At 30.8% G+C, this 20,727-nt stretch carries 18 protein-coding genes; 8 read left to right on the forward strand and 10 right to left on the reverse strand.

What is annotated here, in order from left to right; translation table 11 throughout:
- Nucleotide 1 precedes the first annotated feature (1 nt).
- The 5 genes from AC4PG3_RS00510 to AC4PG3_RS00530 all read right to left on the reverse strand — a co-directional run bounded on the left by AC4PG3_RS00510 (nucleotide 2) and on the right by AC4PG3_RS00530 (nucleotide 5,344).
- Nucleotides 2-847 (reverse strand): two-component system regulatory protein YycI, encoded by an 846-nt coding sequence (locus tag AC4PG3_RS00510; RefSeq protein WP_492197137.1) that lies wholly within the window; start codon nucleotides 845-847, stop codon nucleotides 2-4.
- Between the two features lie 4 nt (nucleotides 848-851).
- Nucleotides 852-2,285, reverse strand: a complete 1,434-nt coding sequence (locus AC4PG3_RS00515; RefSeq protein ID WP_492197138.1) for a hypothetical protein — start codon at nucleotides 2,283-2,285, stop codon at nucleotides 852-854.
- A 29-nt stretch (nucleotides 2,286-2,314) separates the two neighbouring features.
- Complete coding sequence (locus tag AC4PG3_RS00520; RefSeq protein ID WP_492197139.1) at nucleotides 2,315-2,794, reverse strand: hypothetical protein; 480 nt, start codon at nucleotides 2,792-2,794, stop codon at nucleotides 2,315-2,317.
- A gap of 73 nt (nucleotides 2,795-2,867) precedes the next feature.
- Entirely contained in the window at nucleotides 2,868-4,652 is a 1,785-nt protein-coding gene (locus AC4PG3_RS00525; RefSeq protein ID WP_492197140.1) for a HAMP domain-containing sensor histidine kinase, read from the reverse strand.
- On the reverse strand, nucleotides 4,652-5,344 hold the full coding sequence (locus AC4PG3_RS00530) for a response regulator (RefSeq protein WP_492197141.1): 693 nt from the start codon (nucleotides 5,342-5,344) through the stop codon (nucleotides 4,652-4,654). The genes AC4PG3_RS00525 and AC4PG3_RS00530 overlap by 1 nt, the downstream gene beginning before the upstream one ends.
- 138 nt (nucleotides 5,345-5,482) lie before the next feature.
- Between AC4PG3_RS00530 and AC4PG3_RS00535 the strand changes: the two genes are divergently transcribed.
- From AC4PG3_RS00535 to AC4PG3_RS00550, 4 genes are all read left to right on the forward strand, one after another.
- Complete coding sequence (locus AC4PG3_RS00535; protein WP_492197142.1) at nucleotides 5,483-6,427, forward strand: calcium/sodium antiporter; 945 nt, start codon at nucleotides 5,483-5,485, stop codon at nucleotides 6,425-6,427.
- Between the two features lie 217 nt (nucleotides 6,428-6,644).
- Nucleotides 6,645-9,338 (forward strand): calcium-transporting P-type ATPase, PMR1-type, encoded by a 2,694-nt coding sequence (locus tag AC4PG3_RS00540; protein ID WP_492197143.1) that lies wholly within the window; start codon nucleotides 6,645-6,647, stop codon nucleotides 9,336-9,338.
- A 64-nt stretch (nucleotides 9,339-9,402) separates the two neighbouring features.
- Complete coding sequence (locus tag AC4PG3_RS00545; protein WP_492196023.1) at nucleotides 9,403-9,939, forward strand: helix-turn-helix domain-containing protein; 537 nt, start codon at nucleotides 9,403-9,405, stop codon at nucleotides 9,937-9,939.
- Complete coding sequence (locus tag AC4PG3_RS00550) at nucleotides 9,873-10,796, forward strand: IS3 family transposase (RefSeq protein ID WP_492198205.1); 924 nt, start codon at nucleotides 9,873-9,875, stop codon at nucleotides 10,794-10,796. The genes AC4PG3_RS00545 and AC4PG3_RS00550 overlap by 67 nt, the downstream gene beginning before the upstream one ends.
- 63 nt (nucleotides 10,797-10,859) lie before the next feature.
- On the opposite strand, the gene AC4PG3_RS00555 is transcribed toward AC4PG3_RS00550, so the two are convergent.
- Nucleotides 10,860-11,579, reverse strand: a complete 720-nt coding sequence (locus AC4PG3_RS00555) for an NAD-dependent protein deacylase (protein ID WP_492197144.1) — start codon at nucleotides 11,577-11,579, stop codon at nucleotides 10,860-10,862.
- A gap of 147 nt (nucleotides 11,580-11,726) precedes the next feature.
- On the opposite strand from AC4PG3_RS00555, the gene AC4PG3_RS00560 reads away from it, so the two are divergent.
- Nucleotides 11,727-12,620, forward strand: coding sequence for a cation diffusion facilitator family transporter (locus AC4PG3_RS00560; RefSeq protein WP_492197145.1), 894 nt, complete (start codon nucleotides 11,727-11,729; stop codon nucleotides 12,618-12,620).
- Here the strand turns inward: AC4PG3_RS00560 and aroD are convergent.
- Both aroD and AC4PG3_RS00570 read right to left on the reverse strand, forming a co-directional pair.
- Nucleotides 12,615-13,361 carry a type I 3-dehydroquinate dehydratase gene (gene aroD / locus AC4PG3_RS00565; RefSeq protein WP_492197146.1) on the reverse strand — a complete coding sequence of 249 codons (747 nt, stop codon included), beginning with the start codon at nucleotides 13,359-13,361 and terminating at the stop codon, nucleotides 12,615-12,617. The two genes, AC4PG3_RS00560 and aroD, sit on opposite strands and share 6 nt — an antisense overlap.
- Nucleotides 13,358-14,212 (reverse strand): shikimate dehydrogenase, encoded by an 855-nt coding sequence (locus tag AC4PG3_RS00570; protein ID WP_492197147.1) that lies wholly within the window; start codon nucleotides 14,210-14,212, stop codon nucleotides 13,358-13,360. Before AC4PG3_RS00570 ends, aroD begins: the two co-directional genes overlap by 4 nt.
- Before the next feature lie 186 nt (nucleotides 14,213-14,398).
- Here AC4PG3_RS00570 and AC4PG3_RS00575 point away from each other — a divergent pair, with 186 nt between their 5' ends.
- From AC4PG3_RS00575 to AC4PG3_RS00585, 3 genes are all read left to right on the forward strand, one after another.
- Entirely contained in the window at nucleotides 14,399-15,886 is a 1,488-nt protein-coding gene (locus AC4PG3_RS00575) for a spore germination protein (RefSeq protein WP_492197148.1), read from the forward strand.
- Nucleotides 15,879-17,030 carry a Ger(x)C family spore germination protein gene (locus tag AC4PG3_RS00580; RefSeq protein WP_492197149.1) on the forward strand — a complete coding sequence of 384 codons (1,152 nt, stop codon included), beginning with the start codon at nucleotides 15,879-15,881 and terminating at the stop codon, nucleotides 17,028-17,030. Before AC4PG3_RS00575 ends, AC4PG3_RS00580 begins: the two co-directional genes overlap by 8 nt.
- A 232-nt stretch (nucleotides 17,031-17,262) precedes the next feature.
- A complete protein-coding gene (locus AC4PG3_RS00585; protein ID WP_492197150.1) occupies nucleotides 17,263-18,351 on the forward strand; it encodes a GerAB/ArcD/ProY family transporter in 1,089 nt (362 codons plus the stop codon).
- Here the strand turns inward: AC4PG3_RS00585 and AC4PG3_RS00590 are convergent.
- Both AC4PG3_RS00590 and AC4PG3_RS00595 read right to left on the reverse strand, forming a co-directional pair.
- On the reverse strand, nucleotides 18,341-19,636 hold the full coding sequence (locus tag AC4PG3_RS00590; RefSeq protein WP_492197151.1) for a S8 family peptidase: 1,296 nt from the start codon (nucleotides 19,634-19,636) through the stop codon (nucleotides 18,341-18,343). The genes AC4PG3_RS00585 and AC4PG3_RS00590 overlap by 11 nt on opposite strands.
- A gap of 148 nt (nucleotides 19,637-19,784) precedes the next feature.
- Nucleotides 19,785-20,645 carry a DegV family protein gene (locus AC4PG3_RS00595; RefSeq protein ID WP_492197152.1) on the reverse strand — a complete coding sequence of 287 codons (861 nt, stop codon included), beginning with the start codon at nucleotides 20,643-20,645 and terminating at the stop codon, nucleotides 19,785-19,787.
- Nucleotides 20,646-20,727 lie beyond the last annotated feature (82 nt).

Genomic DNA, 20,727 nt, shown 5'->3' on the forward strand with positions numbered 1-20,727 from the left:
TTTAATAATCATCTAAAAATATTTTATATCCATCTTCAAATTTTATCCTCCATGCAGGAATAGTCCTGCCCAATTTAGCCTTTTCAGGATTTTCTACATAGTCATGTCTCTCTGGATCGAAATAGTATGATAGAGATATATCTGAGATTGTCTTATTATGGGCTCTATTTATACTTAAAAGTTCTAGTATAGATTTAGAAGCATCAGTTATATATATTGATGTTTTTGATTCTTCTTTTATATTTAACCAAAGTCGCTCCAGCTTATTTATACCCATATTATCTATGTGTATATTTGTAAAAGCAGATTCTAAATATCTATCTTTATAGATTTTGGAAAACTCAAGATAGTATTCATCCTCTATCACCTTGCTATGTGATAATTTTAAATCTGAAATATCATATCCTCTTTCTGATAAAAAGCTTAAAGCTAGTTCACTAGCATCTTCTATACTTTTAATTTTATATTTTTCTTCTAAATTATTTGATTCATATATTAAAAGCTTATCATTTACTATTGTTATTTTTTCATCTTCTTTTTCTAAAACTACTAAACCTTCACCTTGGGTTGTAATTTTAGATTCATTTTTAAAGTACTTTTCATTTATAATTACTGGATCCATATTTTCATATTCCACTAAAATAGTTTCTAGACTTTGAGGTCCCCTTGGAATTTCAGTGTTTAACTTTATACCCTTATTGCCTAAAAGGTCTTCCACATCTTGTAAAAAGGCCTTATCTACATTCTCTAATGATCTTCCATCTTCAATCCTTAGATTATGTATTAAGACTATGTTTACTATGATAAAGGATATTATTAATATTGTCTTCGCTTTAGACCAATCCATCCCATCACCTACCGATTTTTTCAAACACTAAAGATCCAGTATTTGCATCAAATGCTAAAAGTCGATCATCAAATCCTATGACCCAAACAGGTATTAGTCGTTCTTCAATCTCCTTTAAACCAGGATCAAAATATGCAAAGGTTACTATATTTACATTAGATAAAATTTCTTCTACTAAGTTTTTATCTTCAAAAACTCTTACAGCAACTAAGTTTTGATTCTTATATATTTCTTCAAATTTTTCATAGTTTTTATCTATTACATCAAAGGCAGAAAGAATATCTTCTCCCTTAGACAGTGTAGGGGTAGACATCTCCATCTCTTCCCTGGCATAGTATTTATAGCTTTTCACATGATTGTTAAAAACTTCCATTTGAATATATTCATCCACATTTTGATTTCCAAGTATCACAGGTATACCTCTAATTCTATACCTAAACTTAAACCTATATCCTGAACTACTATCTGATGTAATCTCTTCTGTATCTACTAGATGTATATCTCTTGAAATCCCTGTGTTGTTTTTTATAAAGTTTGCAGCTTGGGACAAGCTTGTATATAGATTTCTATCTTTAATCTTTTTTTCTAAAGGATGGAAATATTCAATTATACCATTTGTGTTTAATTTCAAAAATCTTTGTTCATAAATATATATACTAGAACCATTACCCTCTACGATTTCTGTGATATAGTCTATATCTTTATTCAAAAAATTCTCTGCAAGCCTATTTCGATCTGACTGACTTAAAGATTTTACTCCATTTGAAACATAAACTACAGGAAGAGAAGTTTTCATCTCATAAGGTATATATATATCATTGTCAATATTTAATGTCTTCCTCATAGAGTAATAATGGGGATACTCTCCTTTTTCATGAATCTCATCTACTAGTAATCTTAAATCCTTTAAATCTATATTTTCCACTTGCAAAAGATGATAGCTTTCTTCATTTGACATAATAAAAAAGGGATCCCCACTACCTAAGTAAATATATATACTATCTATATTAGGTATAGTATCCACTATTTTATTAGGATCATTAACACCCCATACTTTACTTAGAATATGAGTATTCACACTCTCTGCAAAATAAAATATAACTGATTTTTTATCTTCATAATCCTTATATTCATCTATGGAAATTTCCCTTGTTTGTTCTATATTTGAGCTAAAAATCTTACTTAAATGTTTTTTAGATTCATCCCATATTCCATATTTTTTATCATCGTATAGGAGAGTATGATTTTTCCCATCGAAATTCAATAGATATTTATTTGGACTTATCATATCTGAAAAGGTGGATATATGAGGTTCTGATTTTGTTGTTGTAAATTTACTAAATACTTGAGGCGGTATCTCTAACCATAAGTTTTGAGTTATAAACATACTAATACTTACCAATAATATTAGTAGGAGTGTTTTAAATGTTTCTTTCATCGAATTCATCTCCAAATCTAAGGTAAGTATTATTTTAACATTGGCACTAATTCACTAATTTTCTTTTGACTTGCATTCTTAATATTCTCAGTTTCAACTGATTTATCATATACATATATAATATATTCTTTAGGTTCTAATTCTTCTATTCCAAAATCTAAAATAATCTTATTAATCCCAAGTACTAGGGAAATTTCATTTTGGAAAAAGCCCATATTTCCTGAGGTCACTACTACTTCCTCTAAGCTTATATAATCCTCTTCACTTGGTAATTTGGATAAGTTGAAATTCTTTTTAGTAAGATCTGTAGTTCCATATACATCTATAGTTACATCAGTTCCTGTTGGAGCCTTCCCATTTATAAATATATTCTTATCTGTAGTAGAAAAGCTATCTTCTACAGGAGAAATTACTTCATATTTGGATAAATCTACTTCTGCATGACTTTCAAAACTAAAATTTATTATTGCAAAAAATACAAATAAACTTAATACTAATTTTTTAATCAATCATATGACCTCCTTCTTCATCAATTATATAATACTTATATTACAAGCGTATTACATTGTAGTTAAAACTAAATTACACCTCTTTTAAGGGTAGTTTTATAACTACTTCACTCCCATTCCCAATTTCACTTTTTAAATTGATTTCTCCATCATGGGCATGCATTATTTCCTTTGAAATTGAAAGACCTAAGCCTGTTCCACCTAGCTTTCTACTACGCCCTTTTTCCACTCTATAAAACCTTTCAAAAATCCTAGATTGATCTTCTTTAGAAATTCCTATACCATTATCAATTATTCTTAAAACTAACATTTCATTTTCTTTAGATGTATTTATAATGATTTTTCCATCTCTTTGAGTGTATTTATTGGCATTAGATAGTACATTTAGTATTACCTGTTCTATACCATCTTTATCGACTGTAATTTTTGGAAGCTCTTCTTGTAATTGTAAATCTATTTTTTGATTTTTTTCTTTAAATGAAAAATTCAATTTAAGTAAGACTTCTTCCAATATTTCTTCTATATTAATTTCTACCTTATTCCACTTTTCTCTCTTGTAATCTAAGTTTGAAAGTTGTAGTAGATCCTTTACAAGTCTTGACATACGATCACATTCGCTATCTATTACACTTAAAAATTTCTTCTGTATTTCCCTTTCAACATCCTCTTCCATAATAGTTTCAGTATAGCTTTTTATAGTAGTTATAGGGGTTTTTAATTCATGGCTTACATTTGCCACAAATTCTTTTCTCATATTATCTAGTTTATGCTCTTTTGTTATATCTTGAAACACAAATATTAGCCCCCCTATATTATTTTCTTCATTTTTAAAAGGAGCATACTTTACTTTATATACTTGTGAATTTATATGTTTTATTATTTCCCCCTCTATTGCCTTCCTTACATCTATTTCTAAAACTAAATTATCTATATCAAAATAGCTATTATATTCAATATCCTTCTCTCTTATTTTAAGTATATCCATTGCTATGAGATTAGCATGGATAATCCTACTTTGACTATCTACTGCTAATACTCCCTCAGTCATATAATTAAATATTGTATCTAGTTTACTCCGCTCTAAATCCATCTCTCTTATGGTGTCTTTTAATTTTAGGGTAAGATAGTTAAACATATTTGCCAATTGACCTATTTCATCATCTGATTTAACTTCTACAAATTGATCAAAATCTCCCATTGCCATCTTTTCAGCTTTTTTAGTTACATCTCTTATTGGCACTGTTATACTGCTTGCAATTAAAAACCCTAATATAATTGTAATTCCAAGGCCTAATAATGTGGCATTAGTAAATATTATCTTTGAAGTATCTATAGTATTATATATATCATCTAAATTTGAGGTCATATATATAATGCCCTTTACTTTACCAACAGAGGATAGGACTGGATAGGCAAGATGCTTATGGTATGTCTCTAAATTTATTCCCTTTGTGACCTTTTCAGCTGGTTCTCCTTTAAAAGCATTTATTATAAGACTGGGATCAGTATTTTTATAAGAAAGAGCATTTGTACCTATTATATCCTGTTGGGTTTTTGTACTAGAGGCTATTATAATAGGTACTTCTTTATCATAGATTAAATAAACTGTATCATTTGATCTAAATCTCCACTCATTTAAAGTAGATTGAATCTCTTCCCTTGAACTTAACCAGTCATCTCCAGATATATAACTAGAGCTCTCTACTATATTTTCTATATTCTGAAGCATACTATTTGTAAAGCTTTCTATCTGTTGATCTTCTAGCTTTTCAACTATAAAAACTCCTACTATTACCATGGCAATAAATACTAATAAAAAATATATTAATATAAATTTCCATTTGATGCTAGAAAACATTAGTCTGCCCTCCCGAAGTAGTAGCCTACACCTCTTTTTGTGAGAATATATTTAAATTTCCCATCATTGTCTTCTATCTTTTCTCTAAGTCTTCTAACTGTAACATCAACTGTCCTTATATCTCCATAGTACTCATATCCCCATACTTCTTCTAAGAGCTGTTCCCTTGAAAAAACTTGCTCTGCACTTGATGCTAAAAACTTAAGCAGCTCATATTCTCGTAGTGTAAGATCTATTATCTCACCATTTTTCTTTACTTCATATTTGTTTAAGTCTATGACTAAATCTTTAGATTTGATTATTTCGTTTGTGTTTGCTAAATTTAAAAAGTCCATCCTTCTCAAATTTGCCTTTACCCTTGCGATTAATTCTCTCATACTAAAAGGTTTAACTATGTAGTCATCAGCCCCAAGTTCAAGTCCTAAGACCTTGTCCACTTCTTCTTCTTTTGCAGTTAACATTATTATGGGGAACTTATGATTCACTCTAACTTCTTTTAAAACTTGAAAACCATCCTTTACAGGCATCATTATATCTAATAGTAACAAATTCGGTTTAAATACTACTACCTTATCTATACCTTCTTGTCCATCATTTGCAGTGTCTACTATATATCCTTCTTTTTCTAGATTATACTTTATAATATCGGCAATATGCTTTTCATCTTCTACGATCAACACTCTATTGCTCATTTTATCCACTCCAATTTATTTCTTTTCCATATGTAGATTATCTTATAATAAGAGAATATTGTCAATCTAAAGTCATAATATGGCAATTACTTTTATATAGATGTATAAGTAGAAAAATAGTTTTATTGGAGGACTTTTATGGAAATAGAATATATGGTTTTAGTGTTTTTTATAGGGCTTTTAATAATAATAAAAGGTGGAGATTTTTTTATAGACGCATCTGTATGGTTTTCACTTAAAACTGGAATATCTTATGTTATAATTGGAGCCACTATTGTAAGTATAGCTACAACTTTACCTGAATTTTTTGTCTCAATTATATCTAGTAATGAAGGATTTATAGATATGAGCTTTGGAAATGCAATAGGTTCTTTTATATGTAATATAGGATTTATAATAGGTATCACATCTTTAGTAAAACCTATCAAAGTCAAAGATAGCCTCTTTAAATATAAAGGAAGCATGCTGTTTTTATATCTAGGTGTTTTTTATATATTTGCCTTAGATAATTTGGTGGATAAATTTGAAGGTACTGTTTTATTATTCTTAGTTGTTCCATTTATTCTCTTTAATATATTGGAAAATAAATCTACAAACCAAAAGCCTAATAAGAGAGAAATAGAATTCAAGAAAAAAGAAATCCTACTTCATGGTCTAAAGTTTTTCTTAGGTGGATTCTCTATAATTTATGGAGCTCATCTCTTAGTAGAATCTGGAGTAGAAATAGCAAATTTCTTTAATATATCAAAAAAGATAATAAGCTTAACTCTTTTAGCAATAGGTACTTCATTGCCTGAACTAGTGACTACTCTTAGTGCAATTATAAAAAATAAAGATGCCTTAAGTATTGGAAATATATTAGGTGCAAATATCCTAAATATTTCCATGGTTATGGGAGGTGCCACTCTTGTAAGCCAGAATGGAATGTATATTTCAAATGAAAGTTTAATGATAGATATCCCCTTTGCATTTTTATTTACATCTATATTCATATTTTCCATCATATTTAAAAATAAAATTTCAAGACTTACAGGAAGTCTAATGATAATCTTATATATGCTTTATATATTTATAATTTTTTGATTGCTTAAATTTTCCTTATAATATATAATATAGGTCTAAGGGGAGTAGCTTATAAATTAGTTAGTCGTCAATCCGGCACAGCCCGGCTAACTACCTAAAAATAGGAAGCAAGACCTTTATTAGATGAAATCCAATCTAATAAAGGTCTTTTTTTGTTTTTTTTCCCTAAAAATTGGTATACTATATTATATAAAGGAAATGGAGTTGAGAGGATAAGATGGAATGGTATAGGCAAAAGAAAGAAGATTTATTAAAGAGCTTCAAAACCGATTTAGAACAGGGCCTAAATAATGAACAGGTTCAAAAAAGCCTAGAAAAATATGGACCAAATGAATTACAAGAAGAAAAAAAGAAAGGTTTTTTCTCTAAATTATTAGATCAGTTTAAGGATTTTTTAGTCCTTATATTGATAGTAGCAGCAATCATCTCATTCTTTATTGGATCTAGAAATGATGCAATAGTTATATTGGCAATAGTAGTAGTAAATGCACTACTAGGTCTCTATCAAGAAGGAAGAGCTGAGAAATCATTAGAAGCATTAAAGAAAATGTCTTCACCTACTGCAAAGGTAGTAAGAAATGGAAAAACTGAAGTAGTAGATGCAAGTGGATTAGTCCCTGGAGACATAGTATTACTAGATGCAGGAGATATAATCCCTGCAGATTTAAGACTCCTTGAGTCTAGTAATTTAAAAGTAGAGGAAGCATCCCTTACTGGAGAATCTGTACCAGTTGAAAAAGATAGCTCAGCTATATTTGATAAGGAAACATCCCTTGGTGACAGAATAAATATGGCCTATACTAGTACAGTTGTAACATATGGTAGAGCTAGAGGGATAGTAGTAGCAACAGGGCATGACACTGAAATAGGAAAGATTGCAACTATGATTCAAAGCTTTGAAACAGAAACTACACCTCTTCAAAAACAACTGAATCAATTAGGAAAATTCTTAGGAATTGCAACTATCATTATATGTGCCTTAGTATTTGGTATAGGAATGCTTCAAGGTAGAGAAGTATTTGAAATGTTTATGGTTGCAATAAGTTTAGCTGTAGCAGCTATCCCAGAAGGACTTCCTGCCATAGTTACCATAGTTCTTGCCATAGGTATGAACAGGATGGTAAAAAGAAACGCTATAGTAAAAAAACTCTTAGCAGTTGAAACCTTGGGAAGTACTACAGTTATTTGTTCAGATAAAACAGGTACTCTAACTCAAAATGAAATGACCGTAGTAAAAATATATACAGATGGAAAAGTAATTGATGTAACTGGAACAGGTTATGATCCAAAAGGAGAGTTTAAAGTAGATGGAGAAAGTTTTCAAATAGACTCCATAGGAGATTTAGACACTCTTTTATCTATAGCAATACTTACAAATGACTCAGAGCTAGAAGAAAAAGAAGGAGCCTATTCTATAATAGGAGATCCTACTGAGGGAGCTTTAGTCACACTGTCTGGTAAGGCAGGAATTACAAAAAAAGAAATAAATAAGGCACATCCTAGAGTTGAAGAACTTCCCTTTGACAGTGCTAGAAAGATGATGACTACCTTCCATGAAAACTATATTCCTGAAAGAATAGTTTCATTTACAAAGGGAGCACCAGATATAATAATAAATAAATGTAGTCATATAAGTATAGATGGAAAAGTAATTCCATTTACTGATGAATTAAAGAAAAAGACTATGGAGATAAACTCTCAATTCTCAAAAAATGCCCTAAGAGTTTTAGCATTTGCATATAGAGAATATGAAGAACTTCCAGAGAATATCTCCTCAGAAAATATAGAAAACAATATGACATTTATAGGTCTTACAGGTATGATAGACCCTCCAAGAGCAGAAGCTAAAGAAGCAATACAAAAATGTAAAGATGCAGGTATAGAAACCATAATGATTACAGGTGACTACAAAGAAACTGCATTTGCAATAGCTAAAGACTTAGGCATGGCGGATGACCCTGAAGAAGCCATAATGGGCGAAAAACTAGAGGGACTATCTGATGAAGAAATGAGAGAATTAGTAAAGACAAAAAAAGTATATGCAAGGGTATCTCCTGAGCATAAGGTAAGAATAGTATCAGCCCTAAGAGAAAATGGCCATATAGCAGCTATGACAGGTGATGGAGTAAATGATGCACTTGCACTTAAAAAATCAGATATAGGCGTATCTATGGGTATCACTGGTACAGATGTAGCTAAAAACACTGCAGAATTAATCCTAACAGATGACAATTTTTCCAGTATAGTTTCAGCTGTAGAAGAGGGAAGGATTATATATAGTAATATAAAGAAATTTGTATTTTTCCTTCTATCTTGTAATATAGGTGAAATATTACTAGTATTTATCAGTATACTGTTAAATTTACCAGTACCACTATTACCTATACAACTACTATGGCTAAACCTAGTAACAGATAGTTTCCCAGCCTTAGCATTAGGTGTAGAGCAGGGAGATCCTGATATAATGGATTTACCTCCTCGTGATTCAAAAGAACCACTTTTAACTAAAAAATTATTTTTAGGTATAATGGCTCAAAGTATTGCCATAGGTGCTTCAACTATACTTGCATACCTTTGGGCAAGAGAAATGTACCCAGATAATCTAGTGATGGCAAGGACTATAACCTTTGTAACCTTAATAAGTATAGAGCTACTTAGAGCTTACTCTAGTAGATCTCAGAGATATACCCTATTTAAAATAGGAGCATTTACTAATAGAACTCTAGTATATGGAACAAGCTTTTCAATGTTGTTAATGTTATTAGTTGTATATGTACCATTTTTACAACCAATATTTCATACTCAAGCTTTAGGATTTAATGAATGGAAAATAGTTTTAGTATTTGCCTTCATTCCTCTTATAGTAGGAGAATTGTTTAAAGTATTTTATATGAAGAAAAACCATATTTAAAAGAAAAACCAGGAGAATATGATGTTACCCCCCAAATCCGGACACGGATTTAGGGGGTTTTATCATGTCTAAATATTCATTTAAGTTTAAGTTAGAAGTAGTGAAAGATTATTTAAGTGGAGAAACAGGTGGTTATGAATCTATAGCAAAAAAATACGCTATAACAAATTTTAGTCGAGTTAGGGATTGGGTTAAAAATTATGAAAGCTACGGAGAAGAAGGACTAAAAATAAAATCTACAAAAACTTTTTACTCTGGAGAATTTAAGCTACGTGTATTACAATATAGGCAATACCATAATTGCTCTTACAGAGAAGCTGCTAATCACTTTGGTATTAGCAATCAGGGTACGATTGCTAATTGGCAAAGGCAATACTTAGATGAAGGCTTCGAAGGGCTTAATAAGTCGATTGGGAGGCCTAGTACTATGTCTGAAAACAAGAAGAAAAAAGATGCTTTAAATCTCACCAAAAGCGATAAAGAAGAATTAATTAAATTAAGAGAAGAAAATGAATTTCTGAGAGCGAGCTTAGCATACGAAAAAAAGCTAAAAGCCTTAGTCCAAAAAAGAGAGCAAAAAACAAGGAAAAAACGAAAGTAATAATGGAATTAAGGCAGAAATTCCCTTCAATCAAATTGAGAATCTGGCTTAAGATAGCTAACTTGCCCAAAAGTTCATTCTATGAATGGGTAGAAAAACTAGAAACAGTTAACAAAGAAGAGTTAAAATTGATAAATATTATTAGAAATATATTTGAAGAATCAAATGAAACTTATGGATACAGAAGAATTACCATTGCTCTAAAACAAAAGGACTTAAAGATAAACCATAAAAGAGTATATAGAATCATGAAAGAGAATGATATGAAGTGCATAAAATTTTCCAGAAGATCTAGAGGTTATAGTTCTTTTAAAGGTGAAGTTGGAAAGATAGCAGAGAATAAATTAAATAGGCAATTCCAAGTAACAGTTCCTAATAAAGTATGGGTTACAGATGTAACTGAATTCAAAATCCAAGGCAGTAATCAAAAACTGTATCTATCACCTATTATGGATCTTTTTAACAACGAAATAATTTCATTTAATCTATCTACAGCTCCTACAGTAAAATTTACAACGGATGCCTTAGATAATGCTCTTAAAAAGCTTCCTAAGAAGCATCAATTAACAATTCACTCTGACCAAGGCTTTCATTATCAGCATGCTCAATGGGTGAAAAGATTAAAAAAGAGAAATATTGAACAAAGTATGTCTAGAAGAGGAAATTGTATAGATAACTCTCCAATGGAAAATTTCTTTGGGATATTGAAACAAGAAATGTACTATGGAGAAAAATTTACATCCATTAAGAAGTTAGAGAAAAAGATTACAGAATATATTAACTGGTATAATAACAAAAGAATAAAGAAGAAATTAAACGGCCTGTCACCTATTGAGTATAGGCAACAAGCCGCATAATTAAATATTATCCGAAAGTCCGGATTAAAGGGTTCACATCAAATATTCTCCTGGTTTATTTTTTTAAATGAAACTCTCCAAAGTCTTTCCAATACTATCTTGGATAATCAGATTAGCCCTATTGTCATAGGGAGTCTTGGTCTTATTTATAAGAATTAATTTATCCTTATTATAATAATCTACTAAACTAGCTGCAGGATATACAGAAAGAGATGTACCTCCTACAATTAAAACATCAGCATTTCTAATATAATTTATAGCTCTATTTAAGACTTCCATATCTAGTCCCTCTTGATATAAAACTACATCTGGCTTAACCACTCCCCCACATTTATCACATTTAGGCACCTTATTACTATTTAACACATAGTCTAAATCAAAGGCCTTATTACAATCCATACAATAATTTCTATAGACTGATCCATGGAGTTCTAATACCTCTTTACTTCCTGCTAATTGATGAAGTCCGTCTATATTTTGAGTAATTACAGCCTTTAGCTTACCCTGTTCTTCCAGCTTTGCTAGAGCATAATGAGCCTTATTTGGTTTTGCATTTGTGTATATCATTTTATCTTTATAGAATTCATAAAATTCCTCTTGACTATCCATAAAAAAATCATGACTCAACATAATCTCAGGGGGATACTTATATTTATTTTCTTCTTCATATAGACCATCTTGACTTCTAAAATCTGGTATATTGCTTTCCGTTGACACTCCCGCTCCTCCAAAAAACACTATATTGGAGCTATTTGAGATTATTTCCTTTAATTTATCCTTCATATTAAATATCTCTCCTTTCTTAGCCACAAATCAAGTAAACCAAGGGGACGGTCCTCCTGGTTTTCAAAACTATCTCCCTAGTCTTTGAACCAAATCATTTTACAATGAATAATATATATAAGATTATAATTATAAGGAGATAATTTTATGTTTGAAAATTCAAATCTAGAAAAAGCAAAAGAGGTTTCAATACTTACTGTAACAGGTAATATAATTTTATCATTTTTAAAGATATTGATGGGATTATATGGAAAAAGCCAAGCTTTAGTATCTGATGGAATTCATTCCCTTTTAGATGTAGTTACTACTATTATTGCATTCTTTGGGATAAAAGCTTCTCAAAAGAAAAGCGATAATTGCCATCCCTATGGTCATGAAAAAATAGAACCTATTATAGCAAAAATAATGGCAGTAATTTTATTTATAACTGCACTATTAATTGGATACAATGGTTTGATTTCTATTTTACATCGAAAATTTACCGTTCCAAATATCTTAACTGTATATGTTGCAATTATTTCTATCATAGTCAAGGAATGGATGTTTCAGATTACAATCAAAGTAGCCAATGAAATAAATAGTTCTTCCCTTAAAGCTGACGCATGGCATCATAGATCTGATTCATATTCATCTATTGCCACTTTAATTGGAATTATTGGAGCAAGAATGGGCCTTTTAGTTCTAGACCCTTTGATTTCCATATTTATATGCCTCCTAATTTCAAAGATATCCATAGATATCTATTTACAATCAATAAAGGAATTAATAGATACATCCGCTAGTCCTGATATTCAAGACAAGATAAAAAACCTAATCTTAGAAGTAGAAGGTGTAAAGAAAATTGACAAAATGCAAACTAGATTACATGGATCTAGAATATACGCAGATATAGAAATCAGTATAGACAAAGATATCACTGTATATGAGGGGCATAAAATAGCTCACAAAGTCCATGACAGTATTGAAAATAGTATAAAAGAGATAAAGCATTGCAATATACATGTAAATCCATATATTGAGGATTATTCAAATAATTTATAAAAGGTTTAAAATATCATAAAGTTTATCTAGAGGGATTTGCCCTGGGGCGGAGGCTTCCTCTAAAGCTCCAAATGTTATACTTGAGCCAAACAGCTCTCCTGAAATCCTACTTATAACTCCTAAGTCCCCCATTGACATAGTTATTAGAGGCTTGTTAGTTTGGCTTTTCATCTTATTGGTTACTAGTAATAAATCTATTACATCTTGTTTGCTTCTTGGCTTTACTGCTAATTTTAAAATATCCGCCCCTAAATCATCAGCCTGTTTAAGTCTTGTTATCATTTCTTCTTCCTTTGGAGTTCTTAAAAAATCATGATTTGAGCCTATTACATATACTCTAGATTTCTGTATATCTTTTATAATTTTCCTCCCTAAATTATCTCCTATTGAAGTCTGGATATCTATTAAATCTACACTTCTAGATTTTGCAATCTGTTTATTTAAAGATAGATAGTATTCCATTGAGATAGACTTTTCTCCACCTTCTCTTTTACTTCGAAATGTAAATATAATAGGTATATCTAAAACTGTATTTCTCAATTCCCTTAGGGTTTGTAGAACCTTTTGTATATCAAATATATCTTTATAGAAGTCTCCTCTCCACTCTATGATATCAACTTTTTCTCTATCTAGAGTCATTGCCCTATTGATTATTTCTTCCCTTGTCTTTCCACAAATCGAAACTGCAATTTTAGGCCTTCCCTCTCCAATTTTTGCTCCTCTAACTGTTATAGATTTCAAAATATGGCCTCCTTTACATCCTCTATAGGCATATCCTCACCAGTCCACATTTCAAAAGCCAATGCCCCTTGATATAAGAGCATATTCATTCCATTCATAGTCCTACATCCCACTTTCTCTGCCTGATATAAAAACTTTGTCTTTAGGGGATTGTATATTATATCTGCTACAAAAAGATTTTTGTGTAATATATTAGAATTCCTTATCACACTTTTATCTATAGTATCTTCCATTCCAACAGAGGTTGTATTTATTAAAATCTCTGCATCCTTTAATTCCTCTTTTAGTAGTCTTTCATCTAATTCTAAAGCCCTAGATTTACTATTAGGTATTTTTTTATTTATAGTATTACTTATGATTTCTGCCTTTTCTAGAGTTCTATTAAAGATAACCACTTCTCCAGCCCCATCAAATGCCAATTGTATAGAAATAGATTTACTAGCTCCCCCTGCACCTATGATTATAATTTTTTTATCATGAAAATCTATTCCTTCTCCTTCTAAAGCCTTTATAAAACCCTTTCCATCTGTATTATATCCTATAAGTTTACCATTATCATTTACTACAGTGTTCACAGAACCTATTATCTTGGCATCTTCACTAATCTCATCTAAAAAATCCATAACCCCTTGTTTATGAGGCATAGTTATATTAAATCCTTTAGAATTTAAGGTTTTCATTGCATCTACACCTTTCCCTATACGATTGTCCTGGATTTCAAATGCCATATATACATAGTCTAATCCTAACTTTTTAAAAGACATATTATGCATATGAGGTGATTTGCTATGTTTCACTGGATTACCAAGTAGCCCAATTAATCTTGTAGAACCTTTGATATATGTACTCATCTCTTTTGCCCTCCATTTATATTCATAATAATTATATCTATATAATCCAATTAAGTCTAATTTAATCTATAAGAAATATAAAACTAGAATAACTCTCCCTCTAGTTTAAGACTCATGACAGTTTTATGAATTATAAAAAAATTAATGGTAATACTATAACAATATGGTACAAAAAGGGTGATTTTTATGAAAGATTTTAAAGAATATTCATTGACAAAATCATTAAAGGAAAATATAGAGACAATAAAAAAAGTATTTAAAAATGATAAAAGTATAAACCAAAGGATGTTTGAAAATCAATATAACGGATTGAATGGTTGTCTTTTTTTTATAGAGGATATGACAAATCCTATACTTATAAATGAATATGTCTTAAAACCAATTTTAGAAAGTAAGGTTTTATTAGATGATATAGATTATACATCTTATCTATCTACCCAAGTAATTCTATCAAGTAATCTAAAAACTTCTACATCTATAGAAGACTTAGTAGATGCAATTATCTGTGGGGATACAGTTTTGATTATAGAAGGCTGCTCTGAATTTATTATTATTTCTAGTAAAGGCTGGAAGAGTAGAGCTGTAGAAGAGCCTGATAATGAAAAAGTAATCCGAGGGCCTAGAGAGGGATTTACAGAATCCCTGGCTACTAATATAACCTTAATAAGAAGGAAAATCCGATCTAAGGACTTAAAGTTTCATTATATGACTGTGGGAGAAAGAACAAGGACTAAAATATGTGTCTGCTATATAGATGGATTGGTCAAAGATGAGATACTCAATAATATAATTGGCAAAATAGAAAATATTTATGTAGACGCAACTGTGGATGTAAAATATATTCAAGAGTTTATCGATGATAATCCATTTTCTTTGTTTGAAACTAGCAATGCTTCTGAAAAACCAGATGTTATATCTGGAAAAATACTAGAAGGTCGTGTTGCTGTATTTGTTGATGGTAATCCTTCAGTGATGGCAGCACCCACATTATTTATAGAGTCATTTATGGCTCCTGATGACTACTATGTGAACTATTATTATGCAAGCTTAGGAAGAATACTTAGGACATTGGGTTTTATATTGAGTATTAGCATTCCTGCATTGTATTTAGCCTTGGTAACATTTCATCAAGGCACACTCCCAACTCCTCTTTTAATAACTATCTATACTGCTAGGGTAGATGTCCCCTTCCCTAGTTTTGTAGAACTTATTATTTTACTTACAGTATTTGAAATCCTACGAGAAGCAGGGAGTAGAGTCCCTGGAACTGTTGGGGAAGCTGTAAGTATAGTAGGAGTTTTGGTTTTAGGAACAGCTGCTGTAGATGCCCGTCTAGTATCTGCCCCTATGATTATAATAGTTGGCATTTCATCTATTACAGGACTTATGCTTCCAAATATTGCTGGATCTATTTCATTCCTTAGAATTGGTCTCCTTCTATTGTCCTCAATTCTAGGACTATATGGATATATATTCGGAATGTTAGCCTTGATTATTCATTTATTTTCATTGAGATCATCTGGCGTACCTTTTATGGGGAATTTAACTTCACTTCATATGCAATCCTTAAAAGATACAATAGTAAGAGCTCCAGCTTGGTATATGAGATATCGCCCCAAATTTATGAGCAGAGATTCTAAACGAGGCTCAATTGGAGGAAAAAATGATGAATAAATATGCAAGAATACTCCTTATCTCAATCTCTTGTCTTCTTCTTACAGGCTGTTGGAACTATAGAGAGATAAACTCTCTATATATAGTAGCTGGAGTAGCAATAGATAAGGTGCCAAATACAGATCAATATAATTTAACAACAGAGCTTATAAATATAAAGGAAAATGTAAAGGAGCAAAATTTCGAATCCCTCTTGTTGGAAAGTACAGGAAATTCCATCCTTGATGCTGTTAGGAAAATGGTAAGAGTATCGGCAAAAAAACCTTATTGGGGTCATGCAACCACTATTATCATCAGCGAAGAAGTTGCACGTGAAGGGATTATGCCATTTTTAGACTTCATTGCAAGAGATGCAGAGACAAGATTAGATTCAGATATATATATTTCAAGAGAACAATCAGCAAAAAAAACATTAGAACTTCAGAGCTTGTCCACTGATATAAGGTCTTTTGAATTGGCTATCATGGTAAACGGAAGTATGCATTTAGTAAAAGCACCTACCCTCAAGGCATATGAGGTAATTAATGCCCTTCCCATACCAATGGTTCATATTGTACTACCAACTATAGTGCCATTTTCCAACAACGGTGAAGAAACGAATCTATTGTCAGGAGGAGCAGTTTTTAGCAAGGGAAAACTTGTAGGTTTCTTAGAAGAAGAAGATATAATCCCTTATTTATTTATAAGAGATCGGGTAAAAGAAGGAATTCTAAATGTAAAGACTGGGAAGGATAATCCTCAGGACACAATAATCCTAGAAATCTTTGACAACAATACAAAAATTAAACCTGTATACGGTTCAGAAAAATTAGAATTTGATATATCTATTAAATCCCATGCCACTATAGCAGAGGTGACTACTATGACAGATTATATATCATCCGTAGGCCGACAAGAACTTAAGATGTTAGCAGAAGAATCCTTAAAAACTGAAATAGAAAACAATGTAAAACATGTCCAAGAAAAATTTGGATTCGATATATTTGGATTTGGAAATATTATAAGGCAAAGAAATCCTAAGCTTTGGGAACAGATAGAAAAAGACTGGGACTCTATCTTCATGGACTTAGATTTAAACATTCATTGTGATATAGAAATAAGAAATAGCGGACATTTTTTAAATCCAATAAAGGTAGTTGATTAGATATGATTATAATGATCCCTATATATTTATTTATATACTTATATGTAATATTATTTGACTTGGCCCCTATAAAAAAGAATCAGCACAATATATTATATTGGTTTAATTTAATAACAATTTCTATTTCATTTTTCATTGTTATATTAGTAGGGCTAAATTTCAAAGTACCTAATCCTTCAGATTTGATCCAATATATAGTTGAACTTTTTGTAAATTAAGGAGGAAAATCTTCATGAGAAAAGAACAGATTTCAAAATCCCAAGCCTATACTTTGATATTAACTTTTATCATAGGGACTTCTTTGGCATTGGTTTCCTACTCTGAAACCAAGCAAGATACATGGATTTCCATATTGATAGCCTTTCTACTAGCTATACCTATGGTTATTATTTATGGAAAGATATTAAATAATAATCCAGGTAAGGATATTTTTCAAATTTTAGAACATATATTTGGTAAAGTATTTGGCAAAATACTTGGAAGCCTATACACTTTGTACTTTTTTCATATAGGTGCTATTTGCATTAGAAATATAACAGAATTTATACAAGTATCTTCTTTTCCAGAGACACCTCAATATATTACTGCACTTTTTATAGGGATGCTAGCTATTTATATTTTAAAATCAGGACTAGAGGTTATAGCTAGAGTAAATAAATTTATAATACCTTTATTGATTTTTATCATAAGTATCACTGTAATTATGGTTATCCCAAAGGCAGATGTAACCAACTTATTACCTATGCTAAAGGATGGCTGGATGCCAGTTATAAAGGGGAGTTTTTCTGATTTTGCCTTTCCATTTGGAGAAACAGTTGTATTTCTAGCCTTTTTAAATACTGTAAAAGAAAAAAACAAATCTCCCAATATATATCTAATGGGTATATTCTTAGGAAGTATAGTCCTTTTAAGTGCTGTTATAAGAAATATACTAGTATTAGGATTTCCAAGTTTAAGCTCAAGTACATTTCCCTCATATGATGCAGTTTCTTTGATAGATATAGGTAATTTTATAAGAGGTGTTGAAATTATAATAGCTATTGTAATTACAATAGCTGGATTTATAAAAGTATCTATTTGTCTATTAGCATCCTGTATTGGCGTAGCTAGAGTATTTAATTTCTACGATTATAAATGGGTTTCTGCCCCCTTAGGACTACTTATGGTGTCCCTGTCATTTATATTATATGACAATACAATGCATATGCTTGAATGGATTGATATTTATAAATACTACGCCTTACCTTTTCAAGTAATATTCCCTATTTTAATTTTATTCCTTGGAAAACTAAAAGGGCGAACTTCGCCCCCTATATCCTAGAATCAAGCAAAAATATTAATATTCCTATCATTACTAAAGTCTCCATAGGATCTGTTTGAGATTTAAAGGATTTTTTTAAATCCTCTTCTTTTTTTATATCCTCTTCTTTTTTGCTCTGCTTTTCCTCAAATAATAATTTCAAGTTTAATAGTCCAGCTCCCTGTGTATCTCTAGAATCTTTCAGATCTATACAAGAGCTCAATAACTTCTGTTTTGCCTCATGAGGTGTCATATTTTTATACTTATTTAATAAAAGCACTACACTTCCAGATACCATAGGAGTGGCCATAGAAGTTCCACTTAATGGAGAATAAGATTCTAAATTAGTATTTGAAAGGGAATTAATACTTACTCCAGGTGCAACTAAATCAGGCTTTATAAGCCCATCAGAAGTAGGCCCCCTACTTGAAAATTCAGCTATTGTATCATCAGATATATCAATAGTTCTCTTATCATCTACAGCTCCTACAGTTATTGCCCTAGGATTTATACCAGGCGAAAGTATAGTTTGCTTATTTGGACCACTATTTCCTGCCGCAACCACTACAATTAGACCCGCTTCTATTGCTTTTTCTACAGCTCTACATAAGGGGTCGCTTTTACAAGCACTAGTCGCAGGGGTTCCTATGGATAAATTTAACACTTTGGTATTATACTTATCCTTAGTTTCTACTGCATAGGCTATAGCTTCAATAATCTTAGAGGCTGATCCTCCTCCATTTTCATCCATTGCCTTGATGGCAAGTATATTTGCCTTAGGAGCTATACCTACATATTTCCCTCTAGAAGAGTATCCATTTCCTGCAATAATTCCTGATACATGTGTCCCATGTCCATTGTCGTCATATGGCATCTCTTTTTTATTTATAAGATCTTTAAAACCTACTATCCTATTTTCTGGTTTAGTTAAATCTTTATGAGGAGAAACACCAGTATCTATTACTGCTACAGTTATACCTTCTCCCTCATATCCCTTATCATGGGGTAAATAGGCCTCTATACTAGGAGATGCCAAGTCTAATAATGTATATACCCTTGAGTCAAAGCTTATATATTTTATTTCTGAGCTATTTACAAGCCTATATATAGTTTCTGTAGACATAAATCCTGCAAAACCATTTATTAATGGTAGATATGAATTAACTCTATTTGATAAGGATCTAATATTATTCTTTAAATTGCCTTCTCCTTCATTAAACTGAACTATAACAGGGACTTCTTCCCTAGATTGTGCCATTATCTTTGAACTTAACATAGGGCAAAGCTTTGAAATTCTATCTTTCACTATTATCACCTTCCTTGTATATAATCTATGCTTATTTATAAGCATATGTGATATAAAAGTGAAATATTTATATAAAATAAAAAGCCCTATACTTTTTATAGCATAAGACTTTGTGTTAATTATTTTGCTGAATAGTATATACTTTTTGTCAACTTGTAATCTGATTTTCCGTATAGTATGCAATTCCAACAGCGCCTGGTCCCACATGTACTCCAATCACAGGTCCTATATTTACTATATTCGCACTGATATTTAACTTTTTTTCTAATTTACTAGCTAGATTTTTAGCTTCATCATAACAATTGATGTGATGAACAACAATTTCTTTTACACAATATTTAAGATTATCTTCTAGGATTTTATCTATCATTGCTTTAACTGCCTTAATCTTTGTTCTCACTGTCTTTAATATAGTTGTCTTACCATCTTTGACTGTTAAAACTGGTATTATTTTAAGTATATTTCCAATTAAAGCACCTGCTCCACCTATTCTTCCACCTTTTTTAAGGTATTCTAAATTATCAGGTATAAATAAAAATCTGCTTCTTTTAATGTTTTCTTCAGATAATGCCTTAACTTCCTCAATACTTTTTCCCTCTAAAGCTGCTCTAGCAGCTACAATTGCAGCAAATCCTAATTGCATAGAATTAGATTGAGAATCTACAATATATATTTTTGCATCTTCATATTCTTCTAAAACTTTTTCTCTAACTTTGCAGGCACTATTGTATGTGCCACTCATATCTGAAGATAAGAAAATACATAAAAGGTCATCTCCTTTAGAAACAATATCCACCATACCTTGATATATTTCACCTAAAGAAGGCTGAGAAGATACGGGAATTCCCTTTTCTTCCATCTTTTCATAAAAAGCTTCATTTTCTATTTCAGTTTCTTTTATACTTTCATCCTTAAAAGAAACATATAAGGATAAAATTCTTATATCTAATTCTTTTCTAAGATTTTCATCAATATAGCTAGTACTATCCGTCATTATTTTTAAACCCATAAACTTCCTCTCCATTCAAATATTTATTATTATATACTATATCACCTTTTATCCATATATTCCAATTGCTTTTTACTTATGA

This window comes from Tissierella sp. QWL-11, assembly GCF_058683765.1.

What these genes read in the sequence shown, in the direction of transcription:
- AC4PG3_RS00510 (WP_492197137.1), bottom strand. Translation starts at nt 847, where the DNA reads ATGGATTGGTCTAAAGCGAAGACAATATTAATAATATCCTTTATCATA.
- AC4PG3_RS00515 (WP_492197138.1), bottom strand. Translation starts at nt 2,285, where the DNA reads ATGAAAGAAACATTTAAAACACTCCTACTAATATTATTGGTAAGTATT.
- AC4PG3_RS00525 (WP_492197140.1), bottom strand. Translation starts at nt 4,652, where the DNA reads ATGTTTTCTAGCATCAAATGGAAATTTATATTAATATATTTTTTATTA.
- AC4PG3_RS00530 (WP_492197141.1), bottom strand. Translation starts at nt 5,344, where the DNA reads ATGAGCAATAGAGTGTTGATCGTAGAAGATGAAAAGCATATTGCCGAT.
- AC4PG3_RS00535 (WP_492197142.1), top strand. Translation starts at nt 5,483, where the DNA reads ATGGAAATAGAATATATGGTTTTAGTGTTTTTTATAGGGCTTTTAATA.
- AC4PG3_RS00540 (WP_492197143.1), top strand. Translation starts at nt 6,645, where the DNA reads ATGGAATGGTATAGGCAAAAGAAAGAAGATTTATTAAAGAGCTTCAAA.
- AC4PG3_RS00545 (WP_492196023.1), top strand. Translation starts at nt 9,403, where the DNA reads ATGTCTAAATATTCATTTAAGTTTAAGTTAGAAGTAGTGAAAGATTAT.
- AC4PG3_RS00555 (WP_492197144.1), bottom strand. Translation starts at nt 11,579, where the DNA reads ATGAAGGATAAATTAAAGGAAATAATCTCAAATAGCTCCAATATAGTG.
- AC4PG3_RS00560 (WP_492197145.1), top strand. Translation starts at nt 11,727, where the DNA reads ATGTTTGAAAATTCAAATCTAGAAAAAGCAAAAGAGGTTTCAATACTT.
- AC4PG3_RS00570 (WP_492197147.1), bottom strand. Translation starts at nt 14,212, where the DNA reads ATGAGTACATATATCAAAGGTTCTACAAGATTAATTGGGCTACTTGGT.
- AC4PG3_RS00575 (WP_492197148.1), top strand. Translation starts at nt 14,399, where the DNA reads ATGAAAGATTTTAAAGAATATTCATTGACAAAATCATTAAAGGAAAAT.
- AC4PG3_RS00580 (WP_492197149.1), top strand. Translation starts at nt 15,879, where the DNA reads ATGAATAAATATGCAAGAATACTCCTTATCTCAATCTCTTGTCTTCTT.
- AC4PG3_RS00585 (WP_492197150.1), top strand. Translation starts at nt 17,263, where the DNA reads ATGAGAAAAGAACAGATTTCAAAATCCCAAGCCTATACTTTGATATTA.
- AC4PG3_RS00595 (WP_492197152.1), bottom strand. Translation starts at nt 20,645, where the DNA reads ATGGGTTTAAAAATAATGACGGATAGTACTAGCTATATTGATGAAAAT.